Raw genomic sequence first — 22,254 nt, forward strand, 5'->3', positions numbered from 1 at the left:
ATTTTTGTGAACTCAATTTGGGATTATAGCACGTTTTATAACGTTGTGTTGTATTTTTTCAAGTGCAATCGGTAATTGCGCACAAATATATATTGTATATTTTTGTGCAATTTTCACATCAAAAAAAAGAGACCAAAGAGGAAACTCTTCAATCTCTTATTTCTATTTGCACTATACAAATGTCAATCTATTCCATTTATATGTTTCTAATGAATAAATTATTGCCTTGCAGCATATGCCATGATAGCCGCCACAGTTTTTGCATCCTGTAGCTTTCCTGAATAACACATTTCCATGAGCTCAGCTAGCTCAAATGCCTCTATTCCAATATCTTCAGCCTCATCCAGCTGTTGTTCTCCAACCTTTTCAAGTTCTGTTGCCAGGTAAACATCAATCATCTCATCACAGAATGCAACGGTAGATTTTAATGCCAAAAGCTTCTCCAATTTACCTGCTCTATATCCAGTTTCCTCTTCAAGCTCCCTTGCAGCGCAGATTGCTGTATCTTCATCTATAGAATCACGTTTCCCAGCCGGCACCTCCAAAGTTTCACGCTCTAAAGCATTACGATACTGTCTAACCATAAGAATTTTACCATCTGGCTTTACAGCAAGTACACAGGCAGCTCCCATTCTATGACTGACAAAATCCCACTTCTCTATATTGCCATTAGGAAGAAGCATAGTGTCTTCGTAAATATCAAGTATTGAGCCTTTGTGGATTAGTTTTCGATCTATTCTTTTAATTTCTTGCATATTCCCACCTTTGTCCAAAAAAAGCGGCTGGATAACCAGCCGCTAATTATTACTTTGCGTAGTCAGTAACTCGTGACTCACGAATTACATTTACCTTAATCTGTCCTGGATACTCAAGCTGATTCTCAATCTGCTTAGAAATATCACGAGCCATGATGACCATATCGGCATCTGAAACTTGCTCAGGAACTACCATAATACGAATCTCTCTACCTGCTTGAATAGCAAAAGATTTTTCTACACCCTTAAATCCGTTTGAAATTTCTTCAAGTTCTTTTAATCTGTTTGTATAAGTTTCCATGGCCTCTCTACGAGCACCTGGTCTAGCTGCGCTGATTGTATCAGCAGCCTGTACAATACAAGCTATAAGTGTTTCTGGCTCTACATCGCCATGATGAGCTTCAACAGCATTTATAACTGTCTGAGACTCCTTGTATTTACGACAAAGATCTGCGCCGAGCTGTACATGAGTACCCTCCTGCTCCCTATCAACTGCCTTTCCAATATCATGGAGTAAACCCGCACGCTTAGCAACTCTAACATCAAGTCCAAGCTCTGCAGCAAGGAGTCCTGATAACTGAGCCACTTCGATAGAATGCTTAAGAACATTCTGACCGTAGCTAGTTCTGAATTTCATCTTTCCAAGTAATCTAAGAAGCTCTGGATGAATTCCCTGAACACCAACCTCAAGTGCAGCTGCATCGCCTTCCTCACGGATTTGCTGTTCAACTTCCTTCTTAGCCTTTTCAACTGTCTCTTCAATTCTGGCTGGATGAATTCGACCATCAACGATAAGCTTCTCCAAAGCGATACGTGCAATTTCACGTCTCACTGGATCGAAGGCAGAAAGGATAACTGCCTCTGGAGTATCATCAATGATAAGCTCTACACCTGTCATTGTCTCAAGTGTGCGGATATTTCTACCCTCACGACCAATGATACGTCCCTTCATCTCATCGTTAGGAAGCTGTACTACTGAGATAGTAGTCTCTGCTACGTGGTCTGCTGAGCATTTCTGAATAGCACTGACAACAATATCACGTGCCTTCTTCTCAGCTTCGTCCTTAGCCTGAGTAAGACTTTCCTTAATAAGCTTTGCTGCGTCTAATTTGACGTCTTCTTCTACAGATTTTAAAAGTTGTTCTTTTGCTTGTTCGGAGGTAAGTCCTGAGATTCTCTCTAGTTCCTGTACACGCTGTTGATTAAGCTTTGCAACCTCTTCTCGCTGCTTGTTAAGCTGCTGTTCCTGACGAGCAAATTCAGCTTCTCTTTTCTCTGCAGCTTCGAGCTTCTTCTCAAGGTTATCTTCCTTCTGAGAAATTCTATGCTCGCTGCGCTGAATCTCTGCTCGGCGCTCACGGATTTCCTTATCGAGATCATTCTTCTGCTTCATGGCATCTTCCTTAGCCTCAAGCATAGCTTCTCTCTTCTTGGCCTCCGCACTCTTAACTGCCTCATCGATAATCTCACGAGCCTTTTCCTCGGCTGAGCCAATCTTCTTAGCATCCTGGCTCTTGTGATAATTATTGGAGATGGCAAGAGTGACAACAACTGCGATAGCGGCAACGACAAGACAACTAATAATCGTTACGCCCACAGGAGCACCTCCTTATTTAATTTCTAAATTGAATATAAAATAAAAGCAATTTTGCTCTCATTTATACATATCAACACATTTAGTTTAACTTTATGCAAGGCGTCTGTCAAGGAAATGTATACAACATATAGTAGGTAAATGTCAGTTTAAGACACGATTAATTGAGTCAGACGAAAACCCTCTGGACATTAGAAACCTGTACATCTTCGCCCTCTGCTCATAAGTGGCATCCTCAGAATCATAGCCCTTTTTGATTAATAAGGATTTAATTAACTCCTGTTCATCTGCTGTGTATTCCTCATCCAAAACTCTCTCTATAACCTCTGAGGAAACACCCTTAGAAAGTAAATCCTGCTTCAATCTCTGACGGCTTCGGGTGTCCTGATAAAAGCGAATGTGACTGGCTGCCATGCGGGCATCATCTATATAGCCAAAGGAATTGATATAATCAATAGCTATGTCGATAACAGCCTCCGGATAGCCTCCCTCCGAAAGCTTATCACGAAGGTTCTTCTCCGTGCGGTCCTGCTTTTCCAAAAGATTTAATCCCCGCTTCTTACAGCGCGGAATCAGTATTTCCTGACATATTTCCTGATATTTCTCTTCAGGCAAATACGCCCCTTCTTCTATACCATAGGCTTCGTATTCCTTCTTATATAGAACAAAATCTGCCCCATTATCGAGACAGATTTTTGCTCTTCCCTTGGTTAATTTAACAAGAGATTTAACTTCCATGATTAATCGATAACCTCTACGTCGTCCTTCTCTCCGCCAACTAAGCCGACTTCACTCTCATCAGTCTCTGCATAGTGGTCACGGATAGCGCCTGCGATTTCCTCGCAAACCTCTGGATTAGACTTGAGATACTGCTTTGCATTCTCGCGGCCCTGACCAATCTTCTCGCCAAGGTATGCATACCATGCACCAGACTTCTGAACAATGTCAAGATTTGTAGCAACATCAAGAATATCGCCCTCACGAGAGATACCCTCGCCAAACATGATATCGAACTCTGCCTCTCTGAATGGAGGTGCTACCTTGTTCTTTACAATCTTTGCACGAGTTCTGTTTCCAATTACCTCGCCATTAGCCTTGAGAGCCTCAATACGACGAACATCAATACGAACTGATGCATAGAACTTAAGTGCACGACCACCAGTAGTTGTCTCTGGATTTCCAAACATAACACCAACCTTCTCACGAAGCTGGTTAATAAAGATAACAACACAGTTTGTCTTGGCAACAATACCTGTGAGCTTTCTCATGGCCTGTGACATAAGACGTGCGTGAAGACCAACGTGACTGTCACCCATATCTCCATCGATTTCAGCCTTAGGAACAAGGGCTGCAACAGAGTCAACTACGATAATATCCATAGCGCCTGATCGAACCATAGTCTCTGTAATTTCAAGAGCCTGCTCACCATTGTCTGGCTGAGAAATGTATAATTCGTCAATATTAACACCGATTGCCTTTGCATACTTAGGATCGAGAGCATGCTCTGCATCGATGAAACCTGCAATACCGCCTGTCTTCTGAACCTCTGCTACTGCATGAAGTGCAAGTGTAGTCTTACCAGAAGATTCTGGTCCATAAATCTCGATGATACGGCCCTTAGGGAATCCGCCCTGTCCAAGAGCTATATCAAGGCTGATAGAGCCTGTAGGAACTGTCTCCACCTGAACATTAGCACCCTCGCCAAGCTTCATAACAGAACCCTTACCATATTGCTTCTCAATCTGCGAAATCGCAGCATCTAATGCTTTTAACTTATCTTCATTTGCCATTGTATTAAAACCTCCGTTCGGAACAACTGTTCGTTCTTTAAATATAATAATAGTGAAATGGGGATTGAATGTCAATAAAAAAATGGGATAAAAAATAAGAAAACGAAAAAACAAAAAGACAGTGGCGAATGCCACTGCCCAATAATATACAATCATAAAAACGAGAAGTCAATACTTAATTTGTTCCGAACTCTGAAAGAACAAGACCTTCATTTCTATCCTGAACCATGCCAACTGACCATGAGTTAACAAACAAGAGAAGTGGTCTGTCCTTAAGGTCTTTAATCTTCTTCATGTCAGATGTACCAGAGATCTTATTAATATCATAATCTCCCTCAATCCATCTGATATGCTCATATGGAAGATTCTCAAGACCAATTTCTACATTGTACTCGTTGTTAAGACGATACTTCAAAACGTCGAACTGAAGAACACCAACAACACCTACAATGATTTCCTCCATTCCAGTATTGTACTCCTGGAAAATCTGGATAGCACCTTCCTGTGCAATCTGTGTGATACCCTTCATAAATTGCTTACGCTTCATGGTATCAATCTGGCGAACACGTGCAAAGTGCTCAGGTGCGAAAGTAGGAATACCCTCGAACTTAAATGGCTTTTTTGCAGAAGTAAATGTATCACCAATACTATAAAGACCTGGATCGAACACACCGATAATATCACCGGCATATGCCTTGTCTACAATCTTTCTCTCATCTGCCATCATCTGCTGTGGAGCAGAAAGCTTTGCCTTGCGATTGCCCTGAACGTGAAGATAATCCTTGCTGGCATCGAATGTACCAGAACAAATACGAAGGAAAGCAACACGGTCACGGTGTGCCTTATTCATGTTTGCCTGAATCTTGAATACGAAAGCAGAAAAATCCTCTGAGAATGGGCTAATCTCACCAACATCACTCTTACGAGGAAGTGGGCTATAGGTCATCTTAAGGAAGTGCTCAAGGAAAGTCTCAACACCAAAGTTTGTGAGAGCTGAACCAAAGAATACTGGTGAAAGCTCTCCAGCTGTAACTAATTCCTGATCAAACTCAGCACCTGCACCATCAAGGAGCTCAAGTTCCTCCATAAGCTGGTCGTACTTATCCTGACCAATCTCATCCTTTAAAGCTGGATCGTCAATTGAAATAATGCGCTCCTCACCCTGCTTTGTACCCTTCTGAGTATCAGAGAACATGCGGACTGTGCGCTCATTTCTATCGTAAACTCCCTTGAATTCCTTACCTGAGCCGATTGGCCAGTTTACAGGAACAGTAGCGATTCCAAGCTCATTTTCAATATCATCCAAAAGCTCGAAGGTATCGTTTGCATCTCTATCCATCTTGTTAATGAATGTAAAAATAGGGATATGACGCATAACGCAGACCTTAAAAAGCTTACGTGTCTGGGCCTCAACACCCTTTGATGCATCGATAACCATTACAGCTGAATCTGCAGCCATAAGTGTACGATATGTATCCTCAGAGAAGTCCTGATGTCCAGGAGTATCAAGGATATTAATGCAGTAGCCATCATACTCAAACTGAAGGACTGAGGAAGTAACAGAAATACCTCTCTCCTTCTCGATTTCCATCCAGTCAGAAACTGCATGACGTGCTGTTGCCTTTCCCTTAACAGAACCAGCTAAATTAATCTGGCCTCCATATAATAGAAATTTTTCTGTAAGTGTGGTCTTACCTGCATCAGGATGGGAAATAATTGCAAATGTACGACGACGCTTGATTTCTTCTTCAACTGTAAAAGCCATGTAAACCTCCAAAAATACGATATAAACCGAAAAATAGCCTATACCGCCGTAACGATATAGGCCATAACTTCATAATTTGTAAGCTGTAAATTAGTATTTACGCTTTCTAGCAGCCTCAGACTTCTTCTTACGCTTTACTGAAGGCTTCTCATAGTGCTCACGCTTACGAATCTCCTGCTGGATACCAGCCTTAGCACAGTTTCTCTTGAATCTACGAAGAGCGCTGTCTAATGACTCGTTTTCTTTAACTGTAACATATGACATAGTCTAATCCTAACCTCCCTCCATCTGGGGACTTGTACTCATTAATCTAAAAGCACTAACAAGCATTTTAGCATAAAAAACAAGTTTGTCAACTAAAATCAATATTTTTTGAAAATTTATTCAGAATATTTTCAAAATCTAGAGATTCCCCTAATCAAACATACTGCCATTCCAAGCTGTGATACAGCCCGTAAAGCGTTGTGGCACCTGAGGCAATTAGCATTCCAATTGTATTGACCAGCATATATATAGGCATGCAGACTTCAACAACTGCAAGCATATTCGGTCCTAAAAAGTAACTTAGGATTATTACATCTATTAGAGATGCCACAGTTGCAGTCAAAAGTGAACCAATGGCAGTTTCTTTCATAGATTCAGACACTATAGTTATATCTACAATTTGAAACAGAATGCTATTTTTGAATCTTATATCCTTAGCATCTTGTACCTGGTCTCCAAGGATGGGGATCCTTTGATAATGCTGTTGTAATGATACTCTCTTCAGATACTACTGGTGTAATCTGGCTCTTTGAAGATGCCGCTGAATTTTTCTGTACCATCGCTACCATTCCAGAAAATGTAATGATAACTGCTGCTATAAGGAGTGATGCTGTGATAATCTTTACTAAACTCTTTTTCATTTCTTTTACCTTTATCCTTTCGAAATCCCTTGGAATTAAGTTCTTTTCTCTTTTCTTGACTCAATAATAGCACGCCGATTATCACACAAGTGTCACAACCCAAATCCGATGGTTACGGCTACAAGCCTAAGGGCTCCCTGTTCGACTACATGTCTCACTGGGAGCCCCTAGAGCTTGATGCCTACCATCTCATAGGCATACCGGGTTTATAAAATTATTCTACTTCCTGTGGTTCTTGTTCTTTACGTCTACGAGTCAAGATAAGGAACAACGCCAGCAGTGCTGCCAATGGCAGGAATAAGAAGTTAAAGTTGAACTTGCTTGTTACGAAGTTCTTTACTGCTGCATTCTTCAGCATCGAATTCAACGTCTTGTTAACTGCAGTTCCTCCACCATTGCTCTTCATTACTACTGCATTGACAACAGCCTTCATTGCCCTTACAGACATATCGTTTGAGGTGATGATGTAGCTCCATGCACCCATATCAACGATACGAGCAAAATCTACTGCACCTAAAAGCTGTGCAAAGGCTCCATCCAATCCATCCGAATTAAGATCTGTTGCAATGTTAAATCTGTGAAGAAGTGAATTAATTAAGTTACCGTTTCCTAATCTTCCAGTTCTGGAAAGTTTGTTCTTAATACCCTTTGACAGGTGCTTAAGCTCTGGAAGCTTGTCCTTCTTGTTAGCATTCTCCAATTCCTTTTCCAGCTGCTTTCTGATTACTGGATAAATTGGGTCAGATGAGCTGCCATTCGAAGGCTGGTTGTACATAATCCACTTTACATTTTCAACATGCATTCGTCTTAAGCTCTTTGCATTATATCCTTTGTAGTCAACCATTAATCTGTAAATTGCATTACCGTATGGATAAGAATTCATTACTACAAGCATAGAATTTGTTGCAACAATTCTATCAAGCCAGAAATCAACAGGGAATATTGCTGAGGTCAGGTACTCTCTAACACTTGTAGTTCCTCTTCCGGTTCCATTATTTGGCATGTACATTGTAGTGTACATCTGTCTATTCAGTAAAAGAATAATATTGTTAGCTTCCAAATTTCTAATCAGATAATTAGGAGTTCTATTTGTCTCACTCCTGTCACTAAATACAAGCATTACTGGAGTAATGTTTACCCTCACTTCATCAGTAGCCTTAAGTGAAAGGGCTGCACTCTTTGCATCGCTCTTCATGTATTGATTATTGATTGGAGCAAGTTCAACCAGACGTACACTAAATGTACCATCGCTACTAGTGTTTCCAATCTTCTTTGCCCCTTCAATTGCAACATCATTTGCTGCTACGAAAGCTGAGCCATCTGTGTATACGTTACCTCCATTCATTTTGATGTTGATTTTTCCTGCACCTGCATCAAAGTCATTATAACGACTTCTTCCGGTATCACCACTTCCACATAAGAATACTAAATCACCTGAGCCATAATTAGTAATGTTAACCTTAGATCCTTCACCAACACCACCAGTAGTTACATTAATTCTACTAGGTATATTCATTGTGATGTTCTTATTTATAGATCTTGCAGCATCACTAGTTAAAAATACCTTCTGAATATAGAGCTTATAATTAGAGTAATTGTCTATATTCATTGCTGGAATGTAGGATGTATCAAAAATCTTAACATTACCTGATACATTGTTACCCAGTGTATTGATTGAGAATGTGCTGTTTTTGGTTTCCCTGATGTCATGTATGTAAATTGCCTTATTTGCATCATCCACCCTAATATAATTAGATGGATTTGCAAGACCTGTTGTAATATAACTTCTATCCTCGTTTACAAGTATATTAATACCTGCTGCATGCTCACCACAATACAAATCAAGGTTTACATATACATTACCACCAATACTGTAATTACCAAGCTGCTTTGGCTCACAATCAGAATAAGTTACTACTTTAATTATCTCGGTAACCCATTTGGTAACCTTTTTGGTTACCCATCTGACAATACAGTCAAATGGCCAAGGAAGCCAATCGCAAACCTTTTCGACAACCTCTTCAACCTTCTGAATTGTCTTGGTTACGTAATTTACGATGGTGTCACCAACAGCCGAAGCATCTCGTTTGACGCTATTATAAGTTGATATGCCATTTGCAGGTATATTCTCGATAATAATATCAGGTCCCCTTAGGATAGCTTTGTATTTGCTGTTACCAACATTGACTGAGCCATTTGTGCTACCAGATACCTCAGAATTTCCATATACCTTACCAGTAGCACCAACGATACGTCCGTAGGACACAGAATTTTCCATCAGCTTCTTGGCTACGCTATAGATATAAAGAGTCTCATAACCTGTAATAATAGCATTTCCAATGTTTACAAGAAGGTTATTCTTAGAATTTACCTTACTTGTTGCTGTTGTCTTAGAACCAAAACCTGTACACTCAGACTTTGAATTAGCCTCGTGATTTTGGTTCTTAATATAGGATGCAATTTCTACATTAGCACCGTAAATATTTGTCTGCTTGCTGCTATTCTCTGCAATATTAACCTGAACGTTAACCGTGCTGTTAACTGTAGCCTCTGAGTTAACGCTACCAATTACACCTATACTAATTCCATATGAGGCGGTTGCTGTAAGACTACTATCTGTCTGTGCAACAATTCTATTGTCACCCAGCTGTGCTGTAAGATCACATCCACCTCCAATATTTACCTTAGTGTTCTCTGTGTATGTGATTGTTGCCGAAGGAGTACCATCATTAACAACACCTGCCGCATTACCTTTGGCTGTGCTGGTAATTGTTGCATTCTCTGCGTCTGCATAGATTGCTATACCACCACCTGCAAGCATTGTGGTTCCGTCTTTAACATTTACAGTAGTATTGCGATTATAGGTATTATTAGCTTCAATATTACCCTTGCTGCCAAGTCCATAGGACGCAGTTTGAATACTATCAGTCATCTTCGCTGACGTTGTTGCGAGAGCACTAATATTTCCATAAGGGGCGCTAATATCACTATTCTTGCCATTACCAATATTTATAGTTGCATTCTGTGAAGAAATCTTTCCTTCAACCTTTGAAGTGCCACCATTGATTAGACCTGCATTCAGTGAGACAAGTGTATCAATATTTGAATTGATATTGTCCTTTGCAAGTATTTCAATATCTCCGTATGTTGAAAGCTTACCAGCTACAGTTGCAGTAGTCTTAGTTGTTCCAACATCTACTCCATAATAGTATGAGTCAAGCTTAATACCACTATAGCTAGACATACTGTTCAGATGGGTCTGAACATCCAAATCTGAAACAGCTGCCACGGTGATATTGTCTATCAACGGATTAGTTTTATGCAGCTTTTCAAGCTCTGCCGAGCTGTGAAGACCAGTTGCCGTAAGTGTTACTCCTGAACCTACCTCAGCGGCTACTTCTCTTGCTCTCGACTTGGCTGCCTCTGTCACAACATATACGCTATTGCCAGATACTATAGTGATGCTTGTCTTTGGAGCACTACCCTTTGAGGATACCTCTGTTCCATCAGCTGCAAGTACATCAATCTGAGCTGCACTTATATTACTTGAGCCAGTAATCTTAGCAGTAACTGTACTTACTGCATCTGTCTTTGTCTTTACAAATTGAGCTGTAGCAACACCAATACTGTAATTTGGAGCATCCGCTGTAGCTTCAACATGAACTGCCTTTGAGCCCATCTTTCCAGTAGTGTCATTCATATTTGCCACATCGCCGCGAACACTAACTGTACCTGTTGCACTAATATTTGCATCGTTTATATATGCATTATTCTTTACGTCAGCTGTTGCAGTAATAGTTGTTGCATTGCCGCCAATAAGCGTTACACTTACACCTGCTTCGCTTGCACCGCCCTTAGCAATAGATTTAACATTTTTAAGCTTTGCAATTACTGACACATTCTTTGCAGTAATTGTTTTACCCTTACCGTCAAGGTACGCCTGATTGTTTACAGCTACCTTTGAAGTAGATTTATTAGCTGCTACCTTTACACCAGATACAGTTACTCTTGCACCTTTAATATATGCATTAGCCTGTACCGAGCTTCCAATACTCTTGATATTAATGTCACCTGAGCAATTGCCAAGAGCACCATTTGCATAAGCCTTACCTGTTACAGAAGCCGTGGCATTTGTATAATTGCTGTCTATACCAATACCAGAAACACTTACACCAAATGTAGTAGGGTCAAGCTTGGCTTCCGCCTCTGATGTAAAGTTATTGAGAATATTAATACTCTTTGCATTAATATTGCTGCTTGAAGCATTGTTGTTAAAGTATGCCTGATACTGGCCCTTCGAATTAGCATCTACATAGCTTACATTTGCAGAAAAGCCTGATATTGACGCACTTGTAACATTTGCTGTTGCTTTATTCTTACCATTTGAAAGGATGTTAATATTTCCCGAAATATCAATTATTCCATTGGTATCAAGACAAGCAGTATTCTTCGCATTATTAATTGCAAATATAAAGTTAAATGCTGCAGCTACTGCACCTGCCTTACCTGTAACTACAGTTGCTTTCGCTTCTGTATCATAGTTGCTGCCGCTACTAATTCCACCTGCTTCAATCTTAAGGTTACCAGTATTTAAGGTAGCATTACCCATGTTAGCGTAGGCTTTGTTTGTTGAATTGATATATGCAACTGCAACTACAGCACCTGCTGCAACTACACCTCCTGCTCCAGAAGCCACATTAATATTTGGACTACCTTGCATTCCAGCTTTAATAGTAATTGTTCCAGTTGCTGTTGTATTAATGTAGTTCAAGCCTACATTATTGGTTGCATTTTGAACTGCAATAACAACTATACCATTTGCGCCAACAACTCCACCTGAGACTGCTGCACCATATGTTTTAATTTCTGCAACCACATTACCAGTAATATTGATATTCTTTGCTTCAACGTATGCTTTAGAATTATAAGAATTTGCTTTGCCAATTCTAGCAGTATTTGATGCCTTATTGTTGGCTACTACAACTGCAACGCCAACACCTGCTACACCAACTGCAAGATTTGCAAAGTATGCTTCAATACTTCCGTTAATATCAGACTTAACATTTACTGTTGTTGCATTAATCTTGGCATTTCCACCTATATATGCCTCGGAGTTAAGTCTGCTATTAGCTACTACAACTGAAGGTGCAGCACCTACAAATCCTCCTGCTATTGCACCATTAATCACTATTAGGTTAGCTTTATTATTGGCTGATACATTAATATCTGTAGCCTTGTAAACCTTTGTTGAACTATTGTCATTTTCAGGATCAAGAGCTGCTATTACAGTTGCTTCGTTTGTGGCAAGTGCAATACTTGCTGCCACGCCGACAAATCCTCCACCAAGGGATACAGTAAATACACCAATATTGCCAAAATCTGATGTTGCACTAATCGAGTAACTATTGCTTCGTGTACCACTATAACCAAATCCCTTAGAAACAGCTCTAACATCTGCTGAATTATTGTAGTAGGCAACTGTCGCGCCAACACCTACATAACCACCAGCACCAGATGCACCAATGATAAGAATTCCGTAGTCAGAAAGATTTGTTATGCTCTTTCTCTGCTTCTCATTGTTCTGTGCCTTTGTGATTGAATCAGTTGCATTAGACTTCTTTCCGTTGTTCTCCCAGGCAAGCTTAGATACATCAAATTTACCCTTTTCATGTGTGAGCTTAGCGTCTATAGTTACATTTCTTCCTGCCTGAAGAACTACATTTGAATCTACAAGTGCGCTGACATTAGATGTAACAATAACAACTGCTACTCCTACACCAATGCCTGCAGTACCACCTACAGCTACGCCACCAGCTACTACAAGTGCACTGACGTTTTCACTAGCCTTTACGTTAATATCATATGTGGCGTTAAGTACTGTACTTGCACCAACGTGTGCCAAAGTTATGTCTGTTGTATCAGTAATCTTGCCAGAAATCTTATCTGAGCTATTAACTACAGTACTGTCTACATTACTTGAAAGCTTAGTGCTTCCATTTCCATAATTTGCGTAGTCCCCACCCTTGTCAGCTACGGTCTTAGCTGATTCACGTGAAGGATTAAGGGATGTATTAAGCTCTGCATTAAGATTATTCTTGTTGTACTTCTGACCTGCGCGCTTATCGATTACACTAAAGGCTGCATCCACATTCTCTGTTGGGTGAATCTTGCCCTGATTATAGAATGCATCATATGAATCCTTATCGATTCCAGTACCTGCTACTATTACGATAACTGAAGGAGCGATACCAGCTGTTCCGCCTACGCCAACTGTAGCCGCAAAGGTCATAATATTTCTATAAGACTTGGCATCCACATTAATGCTCTTGCCGCTTACAGAATTATTCTCTCCAATTGCTGCCTTAATTGTATTGTGCGAAACTGCTACGATTACGCTTGCACCAACTCCTGCTGTTCCACTTGCTGCTACTGTTCCAGCCAGACCAACAAAGCCATAGTTGTCTATAGCATTTACATTAATATTTCCACCAGCTGTAAGTATTACATCTTTACCAGTAGCTGCATTAGATTTAATATTTGTGATTACTACATCTGCTGAACCACCAACGCCCGCCGTTCCACTTGCCGCAATACCTGCTGAACCGCCATTTAGGTTCTCGGTAGTGTTAGATGAAATAGTAATATCACCATTTGAAGCTTTAACTGTCAGTCCACCACCGATAACAGCATCACTTGTGTTGTTGAAGTAAATTACATTTCCTTCAAGAGAAACTGCTGCTGTTCCACTTGCTGAAACAACTGCTGCAATCATGCCAACATCAGTCTTTGCATTAGATGTAATTGTAATACCCTTGTTTGCTGAAACAGTCTTTCTTGATCCTGCTATGTATGCCTGTACCTTGTTGTTATATACAAGTACATTTGGTGCCACACTAATCGCTGCTGTTCCAGCGCCACTGAGACTTACTGCTACAAGATAAAGCTTATCTTCCTTGTTTGCATCAACCTTAAGTGAACCATCTGTCACCTCAATACTCGTTACATTATTTATTCCTGCGATTACTTCTGATGTATAAACAAATGCTACTACTGATGCACCAAAACCAGCCTTACCACTTATTGATAAGCTACCTGCTGCATCAATTACATTGTTCTTACTATCTGCTATTACTTCGATGGCAAGGGGAACCTCGGCATCCTGCGCCGTTGAAGCATCCTTAACCTTTGTCTTTAAGGTATTTTGACCTCTTGCTGTAGCGTGTACCTTGCTTGAAGATACTACAGTATTGATAACACCATTGATTGCTACTTTTCCAGATGCTCCGCCACTTACTGAGATGAGATTAAATGTAGAATCCTCACCTGCCTCTATAGCTATTCCTCTAGCTCTTCTTTCTTTTCTATTATTTGCAGAATTGAATGTTCCATTTGTTGATGGAATAACAACAGCCTTCATTCCACCACTAAAGATATTTGCATAAGGACCAGCCTCTGCATCTATAGCATTGTCGAGAATTACTGTAGTAATAATTCCACCAATTGCGGCACTCTTAGAGCCAATTAATCCACCAGCTATCATCATTACATCTGAATTCAGGTATGCATTGATTCCTACGGAACCATCTGCATTAATACTTGAAGCAGAACCTGATGCGCTATCAAGAAGTGCCTTAATAGTATTTCCCTCAACTGAAACTACTATTACCCCCTCAATGGCAGTCGAGCCTGTTGCTGCCACTGCCGCTTCAGCAAATATATCAAGCATCGTATCATTTGCATAAGCGTTAATCAGAGTGTTTCCGCCTGCTGTAAGATTGCTTCCCTTAGCTACATATGCTTCAACTGTTCTTCTAAATACATTTACCGCTACAAGTCCACCCACAGCTACACCCTTTGTAGAAAGTGAAGCCTGAGCATCAATAGAAGTAAGATCACTATCAGAAGAAGCAATAACATTTATGTCGCCCTTTGTTGCTGTAATTGTTGCCTTACTCATTACCTTTGCCAAAGCCTTTGCCCTAGAAATGAGTACACTAATTACAGCTGCTACAGTAGCCTTTCCACCAACTGCTGCAGAAGCACTTGCAAGTACACTTATTGCTTTTTCTACTGATGCTGCATTTACATTTACATTGCCATTTCTAGAGGTTAGATTAACAGCGCCCGTTCCTGCATCGCTACCAACTAAAGCCTCAGTATCTGCATTGTAAATGCCTACAACTATTGTTCCACCTGCTACAGTGCCTTTAGACATTCCGCCCTGGATGCCTGCTGCAACAAGTATTGTATTATTATCGAAATTTGCCTTAACGTCTATATCACTATCGGCCGTTATATTTACATTCTCATGAATCTTTGCGATAGTCTCATGATCTGTTACAAATACATTTACGTTTCCACCAGCAGCTGTAGAACTATTTGCGTTGCTTGTAACTGCTGCTGCAACAGATACGATGAGATTGTTCTGAGCTGAGTCAGCATTTACTGCAACTCCACCACCGTTATCTGTCATAGTGATGACTGCACCACTTAGAAGCTCTGAATGAACCTTACTATGGTCAATCATAACTACTATAGATGCACCGCCAGTATTCGTTGCGTTGCCTGCTGCAATACCTATAGTATAAAGACCTGTGTCAGCCTTATCCTGAGCATAGATTGTGACACCTCGCTTGTTCTTCATAACCTCATCAGGTTTGTCAATACCATACTCAGACCATTTAATAGTGGTATCTTCTCCAACCTCAACCAGGTCAATGTGAGCATTCTTTCCTACCTCTGCCTTAATATCAGTATTAAGGAGTACAAAGGATACTGCACCTGCTCCATTAAACTTTCCTTCGCCAGTTGCAACGGAACCACTGAAGGACTCAACATGATAGTTGTCATTAATGAAGATATTGATAATGTTAAGAGCTTCCTGTCCTGTATAAATGCTCTTTATACCAGCTTCATCCAGCTTAACCTCGCTAGATGTACCTTCACCTGAGGTCGATACAGTCTTGTTTGAAGACAAGCCTTCATAGACAGCCACGCCATCCATGATATAACCAAAGATTCCATCAATAAGCCGCTCATGCTTCTTTGTTGCAATTACTGTAAGCGACTTTGCTTCGATAATCGCATTGTCACCTATTGTTGCTGAAAGCACATCGTTGGCATAGAGCATACCAAATGCTATACCAAGACCTACGTTTGCATTCTTAGCATAGCTGATACTTCCTGCTCTCACATAAAGCTTATAATCGTCTGTTGCAAGAACATCAACGTCACCGCCATAAATTTTAACATTGTTTCCAACCTGCGCTATTGCCTCTGCATTTGTAACCAGAATTGCAACAGCACCTGCTGCTGAAACCTTAGTAGATGAATTATTATCCTTCTGCTTCTTTGCAATTGAGCCTGCTACCGCCTGTGCGCCCATGTAGACATTATTAGCATTCTGAAGAATGTCTGCCTGGATTGTAATATTTCCTCTGCCAAGCAATTCATCTACAGTATTGATATAAGAACCATCGGCTACAACTACCTTTGCCTGCCCCTTATTCATTGCAAAAGCTGCACCAATTGCTACAGCAGCTGTAGGCATCTGATTCATTGTGAAGCCTGTTCCAAGAGCTGAGAATGTAGCATCATTCTTCGCAGTAAGCTTTACATTCTTGCCTTTAGTAGTAATAGTTCCAACTACAGTTGTTTCAGCTGAATGGTCTGCAATAAGAATACCGATTGCTGCAGCAACGTCAACCTTCTTTGACTCTGTACCCTTCTCATCGGTCTTTATTTCCTCATTCTTTGGCTTATTTGTTGCCTCGTCATTAACAGTCTTTTCTGCCTCTGATACAGCCTTTCCTGTTTCTGAAGCAGTATCTGTAGTCTTTGTAGACTCTGTCTTAATATCCTGTGTATTAAGGATATTTGTTGAAAGAGCCTTTTTATTAGAAGCATCTTCTGTAGCGTTTTCAGACTTAGTGCTATTTAATGCTTCATTAATCTTTGAAGCTGTCTTGTTCTTATCATTTGCCTTTCCGTCAGAACCACCCGGTTGATTTCCACTATCCTTTTTAGCCTTGTTCTCGGAGGTACCCATAGCTGTTGCAAGGGATAAGCTTCGGTCAATATCTGTTGTCTCTGCTGAGATAGTAACATCACCATCAGAATTGATTTCGCCCTTGAAATCAGCTGCTGCATTTGAATCAGACCATATGAAGGCTACTGCAGCACCAATCGCAGACTGGTTTCCTACTGCAAAACCACTTGCCTGATTTCTTGCTTTACCCTGATGGGTCGCATTAATACTTACACCCTTAGAGTTGATGATTGTGTTCTTATCGATGTAAGCATTTACCTTATCCTTCTCTATAAGGAGTGCTACAGAAGCATCAACTCCTGTCTTGTAGTCTGAGCCAGCGCCCTTTGCTATTGGATCTGTTCCAGCTACAGAGAATGTGAATCTGTCAATCTGCTCCTTTGCATCTACCTTTACAGCACCATCTGCGATAATTCTTGCCACGTCAATATAAGCATTAGTGATAATGCTGCTGTAGTTCAATGCAAAGGCTGCACCTACACCTACTGAAGTAGATGATGCCTTCTTATCTGTAGGCTGATTCTGATCTACGTTAGGGTTATTTGGATTTCCATTTGTATCTGTACCTGCTGGTGGTGCTGCATTATCTTCGCTGCTAGGATCTGTAGCACCTGCATTTTCAGTATTCTTATCACCATCTACTTTGACAATAGTTGAGCCCTTGTCGGTTTTCTTGTCTCCATCACCATCATCTTCCTTCTTGGCATCCTTAGTAGCTTCCTTCTCTTCACCCTTGCCTTCCTTGTCGACCTTTTCCTTGTCATTCTTGTCAGGCTTTCCGTTAATCATAGATGCTGAAGCGATTGTCTCCTCATCGTTATAGATAAAGGCTGTGACTTCAATATTGCCGTTCTTATCCTCATCTGTAGTATTGATAATCTTGTAACTGCCTGCACTATCCTTGCAGAGAATGTATGCGTTTACATTTCCATTAATAACTGCTATAGCAACGCTGCCTGCCACACCAATCTTTGCACTTCCTGCGCCTGATACAGCGTAGGTCTTAAGTGGGTTAGGATCATCCTTTGTTGTTTCTGTCTCTGTTTCTTCGTCCTTTGTTGCAGTCTGAGTTCCTGTTGCCTTTACAGTTATAGCCTTTACATTTAAATCTCCGCTAGTAATAACAGAAGCGTTATTCTTAATATTTACAACGTTAATTGCAACTGCAGCACCAACACCTAATTTGTCCTTCTCAACACCCTTGCTTCCAACTGCGGAAGCATCAGCAAATACGTACGTAGAGGTGTTGTTTACAGATTTAACCTCTATAGCCATATCTGGAGCATTGATTGCCTGAGCTTCGAAAAGTGCTACGCTCTCATTGCTCATTATATTAACTACGAAAGCTGCGGCCACACTAATTGAACCTTCAGAGGTCTGACCCTTCTGACGATCTTTTGTAAGCTCAGTAATCTTGTCTGTATTAATATTCTTGGTGTCTACCTTCTTTGACAGATTCTTGGCACCATCAATCGCCTCATCGGCCTGCTTGTCACCATCCCCGTCACTGTCGTTCTTATCGTCACCGCTGCCTTCAGACTTCTTTTCTGCTCCCGCTGCACTAGCACGTGCTCTTGCCTTTGCAAGTATGCTCTTAGAGGTAGCGTTAACCTTTATATTATTGGCCTTGATATCACTCTTGCCTTTGGCATTTGCAGAGTCGTTAATCACTGTTACAAGAAGTGTTCCGCTGACACCTGTAGAAGCTGAAGTTGTAGCATCTGCTGAAACAGTACGCTTTGCTGTGTTCTTTGCATTAAGCTCAAAGTCGCCTGACATATCGATAGTGCCTGTTGCAGGCATAAAGTATGCGTAGGATTCTGCATTTGCGCCAGATATATCTACAATAACTGCAGGTGAAACGCCAACGTTACCTGCGCTACCTGTTGTTGCAGTAATTTCCTCAACAAGGTTGTTAGCTGCCTTAATTGACATTGAAGCGATATCCGCATTTACGATAGTCTTTGCTGTTTCAGAGCCAACCTTTGAAATAGTGTCGATACCATTTACTCCAACTGAGATTGCTGTACCTACACCAACCTTTGTACTGTCGCCTGCTACCTTTTCATTGGTAGTTGCTATTGTCTTAATATCTTCATATGATTCAGCTTCTACTGTAAGGCCGTTTGCTCCAACCTTAAGTACTGCCGCTTCGTTTACAAGAGCCTTTGTTGTAATAGATGCAACATCAGCTGCCACTGCACCAGCTATACCAAATTTTGCCTTGCCAGTGTAACCTGCTACAGCTTCTGTTCTAACTGTTACAGGCATTTCATCAGAGCCAGAGTTTGCAAGTACAGTTACATTCTTAGCCTCTACTGTGCCCTTCTTAATCTCTGCAATGTTCTTGTGGTTTACAATATTAAGAGCTATTGCTGCACCGATTGCCACCTTGGACTCAGTGTCACCAGTTGCTCCCGTTACCTGTGATGCATTTGCTACTACCTTTGAATATGTAAATGCATCAGAAGTAAGGCTTACATCTTCAGCTGCCTTTACAGTGTTATTTGTTTCAATGTAAGCTTCTGCTTTATTAGTGATTACATTAACAGCAAGTGCTCCTGCAATCTGGTTTGAACTCTTCTTATCTGTGCTGGTTGAAGACTCATCCTTCTTGGTATCTGCTGAGCTTGTTGCATCGTCAAATACCTTATCGATGCCGTCCTTCTTTTCCTCTGAGCCAACTGGAGGAGCTGGGTCAGCGTCATCTGATGATTCCTCATCACCTGTTATTTCTTTCTTAAGCTCATCTATCTTTTTCTTGTCATCTGCATCAGGCTTATCACCCTTTATGTTTGTGACATTATCACTTGATGCCGCATCAACAAGATCAGAAGAAGTCTTCTTTGTATTTTCAACTGTGCGCTTGTCAGAGCTGTCCCCTTCCTTATCTGACTTAGTTTCACTATCAGCTGCTTTATCGCCATTATTTGAATCAGAAGTTCCATCGCTCTTCTTTGCAGTCTCTGGCACATAGGAAATTGCAGAAGTGATAACACTCTCAAGTGCAGATGCCTTCACATTTACAGAACCTTCAGTTGATTCAACGATGGCATGCTCTGCAATCTTTGCTGCTACCTTCTGGATTGCTACAGTAACAGCCACGAAACCACCATAGAGGTTTTTCGATTTATCTTTATCTGTATCTGTTGACGAATTTTCCTTTGTATTGTTCTTATTTGTCTTCGCCGCGTCCGCCCCATCGCCGTCATCGGTCTTGGCACCATCTTTATCACCCTTCTCATCCTTCTTTTCTTTATTCTTTGCATGAGAAACAGTCTGTACCTTTACCGAGCCAGCAGCTTCTGTTGTTATATTCTGGGCAGCAGTCACATTACCATCAATCTCTACATTAGAGTCGTTGGTAATGGCAGCCACTGCTATTGATACTGGAAGTGCACCTACTGTAGCAGCCACATCCAGTTTCACTGTGCTGTCTGAAAGGAGCTTGATTGCCTTTGCCGCACTCATGTTGGCACTCTGGGTAACATAAATTCCAGCCTCGCCAAGAAGAATGCCTGCTGCGATTGGAATGTACCACTTTGCAAGGGCATCATTGCTTGCCTTTGTAGCAATTGAAGAAATTGCTCTGCCGATAATATTTCCTGCAGCGGTGATTGCGCCCTTAATACTTACCAGGGCTTCACCAATCTTTACTGCTACGAAGTCGATACCCTTCAATTCTTTGAGTGTCTTCTTTGCATCTTCACTAAGACCTGAGATATTTTCAAGATTATCAAATGCTATAAGAGTTTTACTCTGTTTACTCTGCGCCTTAGCATCAACGTTCTTGGCATTTATCTGACCATCTATATTAATGGCTGCTTTTGACTTGATACTGAACACTGAAACATTGGCATTGTTTATAACCTTTTCTGCTCCAGCCTTAGCATATTCCTGCAATGGCTTAGGTACCAGTTTAGATATTGTATCAGCATTGATGTTTAGGAAATCATCATTGTCATTGGCGCGTATCACAATATCACCCGAACCAGTATTGATAGTACCTGTAACATCAATTTCTTTACCTACTATCAAAAGGTTCATGCCATTTGTTGTGACATTACCAATAGTAACCTTCTCATCGGCCTTTCCAATTTTAAGCTGAGTAAATGATTTAGCAAGCTGTGCAGCCAAATCTCCTGGATTCACTGTGAGGTCCACCACATTTTCAGACTCATAGACATAATCAGTAAAAGCTACACCTGTGACAATGGTTGTTCCAGGTGTATAGGCTTCAGTCTTCTTGCCACTCAACTCATCTGTATAATTTCCTACTGCTTTGGAATTGATTATGGTCTTTAATTCTCTACCATTTTTTTCAACAACCAGGCTTATCTCCTGTGAGGCAGCCTGACCCTCCTCTGTTGTATCCTTTACATAGGTAGTTCCTGCTGTAGGACTATCATCCTTACCATAATATGTATTCTGAACAGAATCTGCCTTCAGAGAACCTGTGAGATGAAGAACATCTTCTTCATCTCCATTTATGGTAATCTTTGTTTCAGCTTCTGTAGTTGTGTCAGTATCGGACTTTTGCTTTAAATCACCACCAACAGATGTGTCAATTTCGTACACGTCCGCACCATCTCCACCATCAAGAGTAATCTCTCTAGAACCTGTGGCTGTAATCACTGGCTCTGGAGTTGATGATGATGTATCAGCTGGCTTCGGTATCTCCGTGGTACTAAGCACTGTAATGGTGTCCGCGCCATCTCCGGTCTTCACCGTCACATTGCCATCCTTTCCAACATCCACAGTGATATTGTCATCAAGGGTCGTGCCATAGATTTCAGTAGTAGAATCCACTACAGTGATTTTGTTTCCCATGGAATAATAGATACCACCAAGGATAACGCCAATGCCTTCGATGTAGATATCACCATTAACATTGACTCCACCTGCACCACCTGCTGAGATGGTTGCAGTATCTGGCTTATCATCCTTCTTCTCGTAAGAGCCATCTGCCAGGATATAAAGCTTTCCTGTCAGCTTATCCGTGTCAAAGAGATTCTTCTTTAAGGTAAGATTTCCATCGTAGCTGCCATCATCAACCGTAACAATGCAGTCTCCTGCCTCAGTCATAGCCTTAATTGCTTCCTCAACCTGAGCCTGGATGGCATTCTTCACCACGGAGTCTACGGTCTCTTCCTCAACCTCGGCAGCCTCTTTTGGCTCCTCAGCCTTGGTTTCTTCCTCCGTAGGTGCCTCCACTGAAGACTCCTCTTTGGTGACATCCTCAGAAGGTGTTACTGCAGGAGTTGTGTCCTGTTCGTCCCCCTCTGCATAGACGGTCATAGCACTAATGCTTACGCTAAGCATTAATGCAAACACTGTAGTTGCTAAGATTCTAATTCCTTTTTTCATAGCAAAGCCCTCACAATACATACATTTTGC

General features: G+C 41.1%; 9 protein-coding genes. All 9 read right to left on the minus strand.

Going from position 1 to position 22,254, the window contains the following annotated elements:
• Window positions 1-218 precede the first annotated feature (218 nt).
• A complete protein-coding gene (locus FXF36_RS13450; RefSeq protein ID WP_151624918.1) occupies window positions 219-755 on the minus strand; it encodes an NUDIX hydrolase in 537 nt (178 codons plus the stop codon).
• Between the two features lie 49 nt (window positions 756-804).
• Complete coding sequence (gene rny, locus FXF36_RS13455; RefSeq protein WP_151624920.1) at window positions 805-2,352, minus strand: ribonuclease Y; 1,548 nt, start codon at window positions 2,350-2,352, stop codon at window positions 805-807.
• 141 nt (window positions 2,353-2,493) lie between these two features.
• Window positions 2,494-3,087, minus strand: coding sequence for a regulatory protein RecX (locus FXF36_RS13460; protein WP_151624923.1), 594 nt, complete (start codon window positions 3,085-3,087; stop codon window positions 2,494-2,496).
• A gap of 2 nt (window positions 3,088-3,089) precedes the next feature.
• Window positions 3,090-4,139 carry a recombinase RecA gene (recA, locus tag FXF36_RS13465; protein ID WP_151624925.1) on the minus strand — a complete coding sequence of 350 codons (1,050 nt, stop codon included), beginning with the start codon at window positions 4,137-4,139 and terminating at the stop codon, window positions 3,090-3,092.
• Window positions 4,140-4,314: 175 nt separating this feature from the next.
• Window positions 4,315-5,904, minus strand: coding sequence for a peptide chain release factor 3 (locus FXF36_RS13470; protein ID WP_151624927.1), 1,590 nt, complete (start codon window positions 5,902-5,904; stop codon window positions 4,315-4,317).
• Window positions 5,905-5,994: 90 nt separating this feature from the next.
• Window positions 5,995-6,168 carry a 30S ribosomal protein S21 gene (rpsU, locus tag FXF36_RS13475; RefSeq protein ID WP_015549455.1) on the minus strand — a complete coding sequence of 58 codons (174 nt, stop codon included), beginning with the start codon at window positions 6,166-6,168 and terminating at the stop codon, window positions 5,995-5,997.
• A 154-nt stretch (window positions 6,169-6,322) separates the two neighbouring features.
• Window positions 6,323-6,538 carry an MATE family efflux transporter gene (locus FXF36_RS13480; protein ID WP_151624929.1) on the minus strand — a complete coding sequence of 72 codons (216 nt, stop codon included), beginning with the start codon at window positions 6,536-6,538 and terminating at the stop codon, window positions 6,323-6,325.
• Window positions 6,539-6,602: 64 nt separating this feature from the next.
• Window positions 6,603-6,809 carry a hypothetical protein gene (locus tag FXF36_RS13485; RefSeq protein ID WP_151624931.1) on the minus strand — a complete coding sequence of 69 codons (207 nt, stop codon included), beginning with the start codon at window positions 6,807-6,809 and terminating at the stop codon, window positions 6,603-6,605.
• Between the two features lie 214 nt (window positions 6,810-7,023).
• Window positions 7,024-22,224: a beta strand repeat-containing protein gene (locus FXF36_RS13490; protein ID WP_151624933.1), complete on the minus strand. Its 15,201-nt coding sequence runs from the start codon at window positions 22,222-22,224 to the stop codon at window positions 7,024-7,026.
• Window positions 22,225-22,254 lie beyond the last annotated feature (30 nt).

Source organism: Pseudobutyrivibrio xylanivorans, assembly GCF_008935055.1.
Classification (GTDB): Bacteria; Bacillota; Clostridia; order Lachnospirales; family Lachnospiraceae; genus Pseudobutyrivibrio; species Pseudobutyrivibrio xylanivorans_A.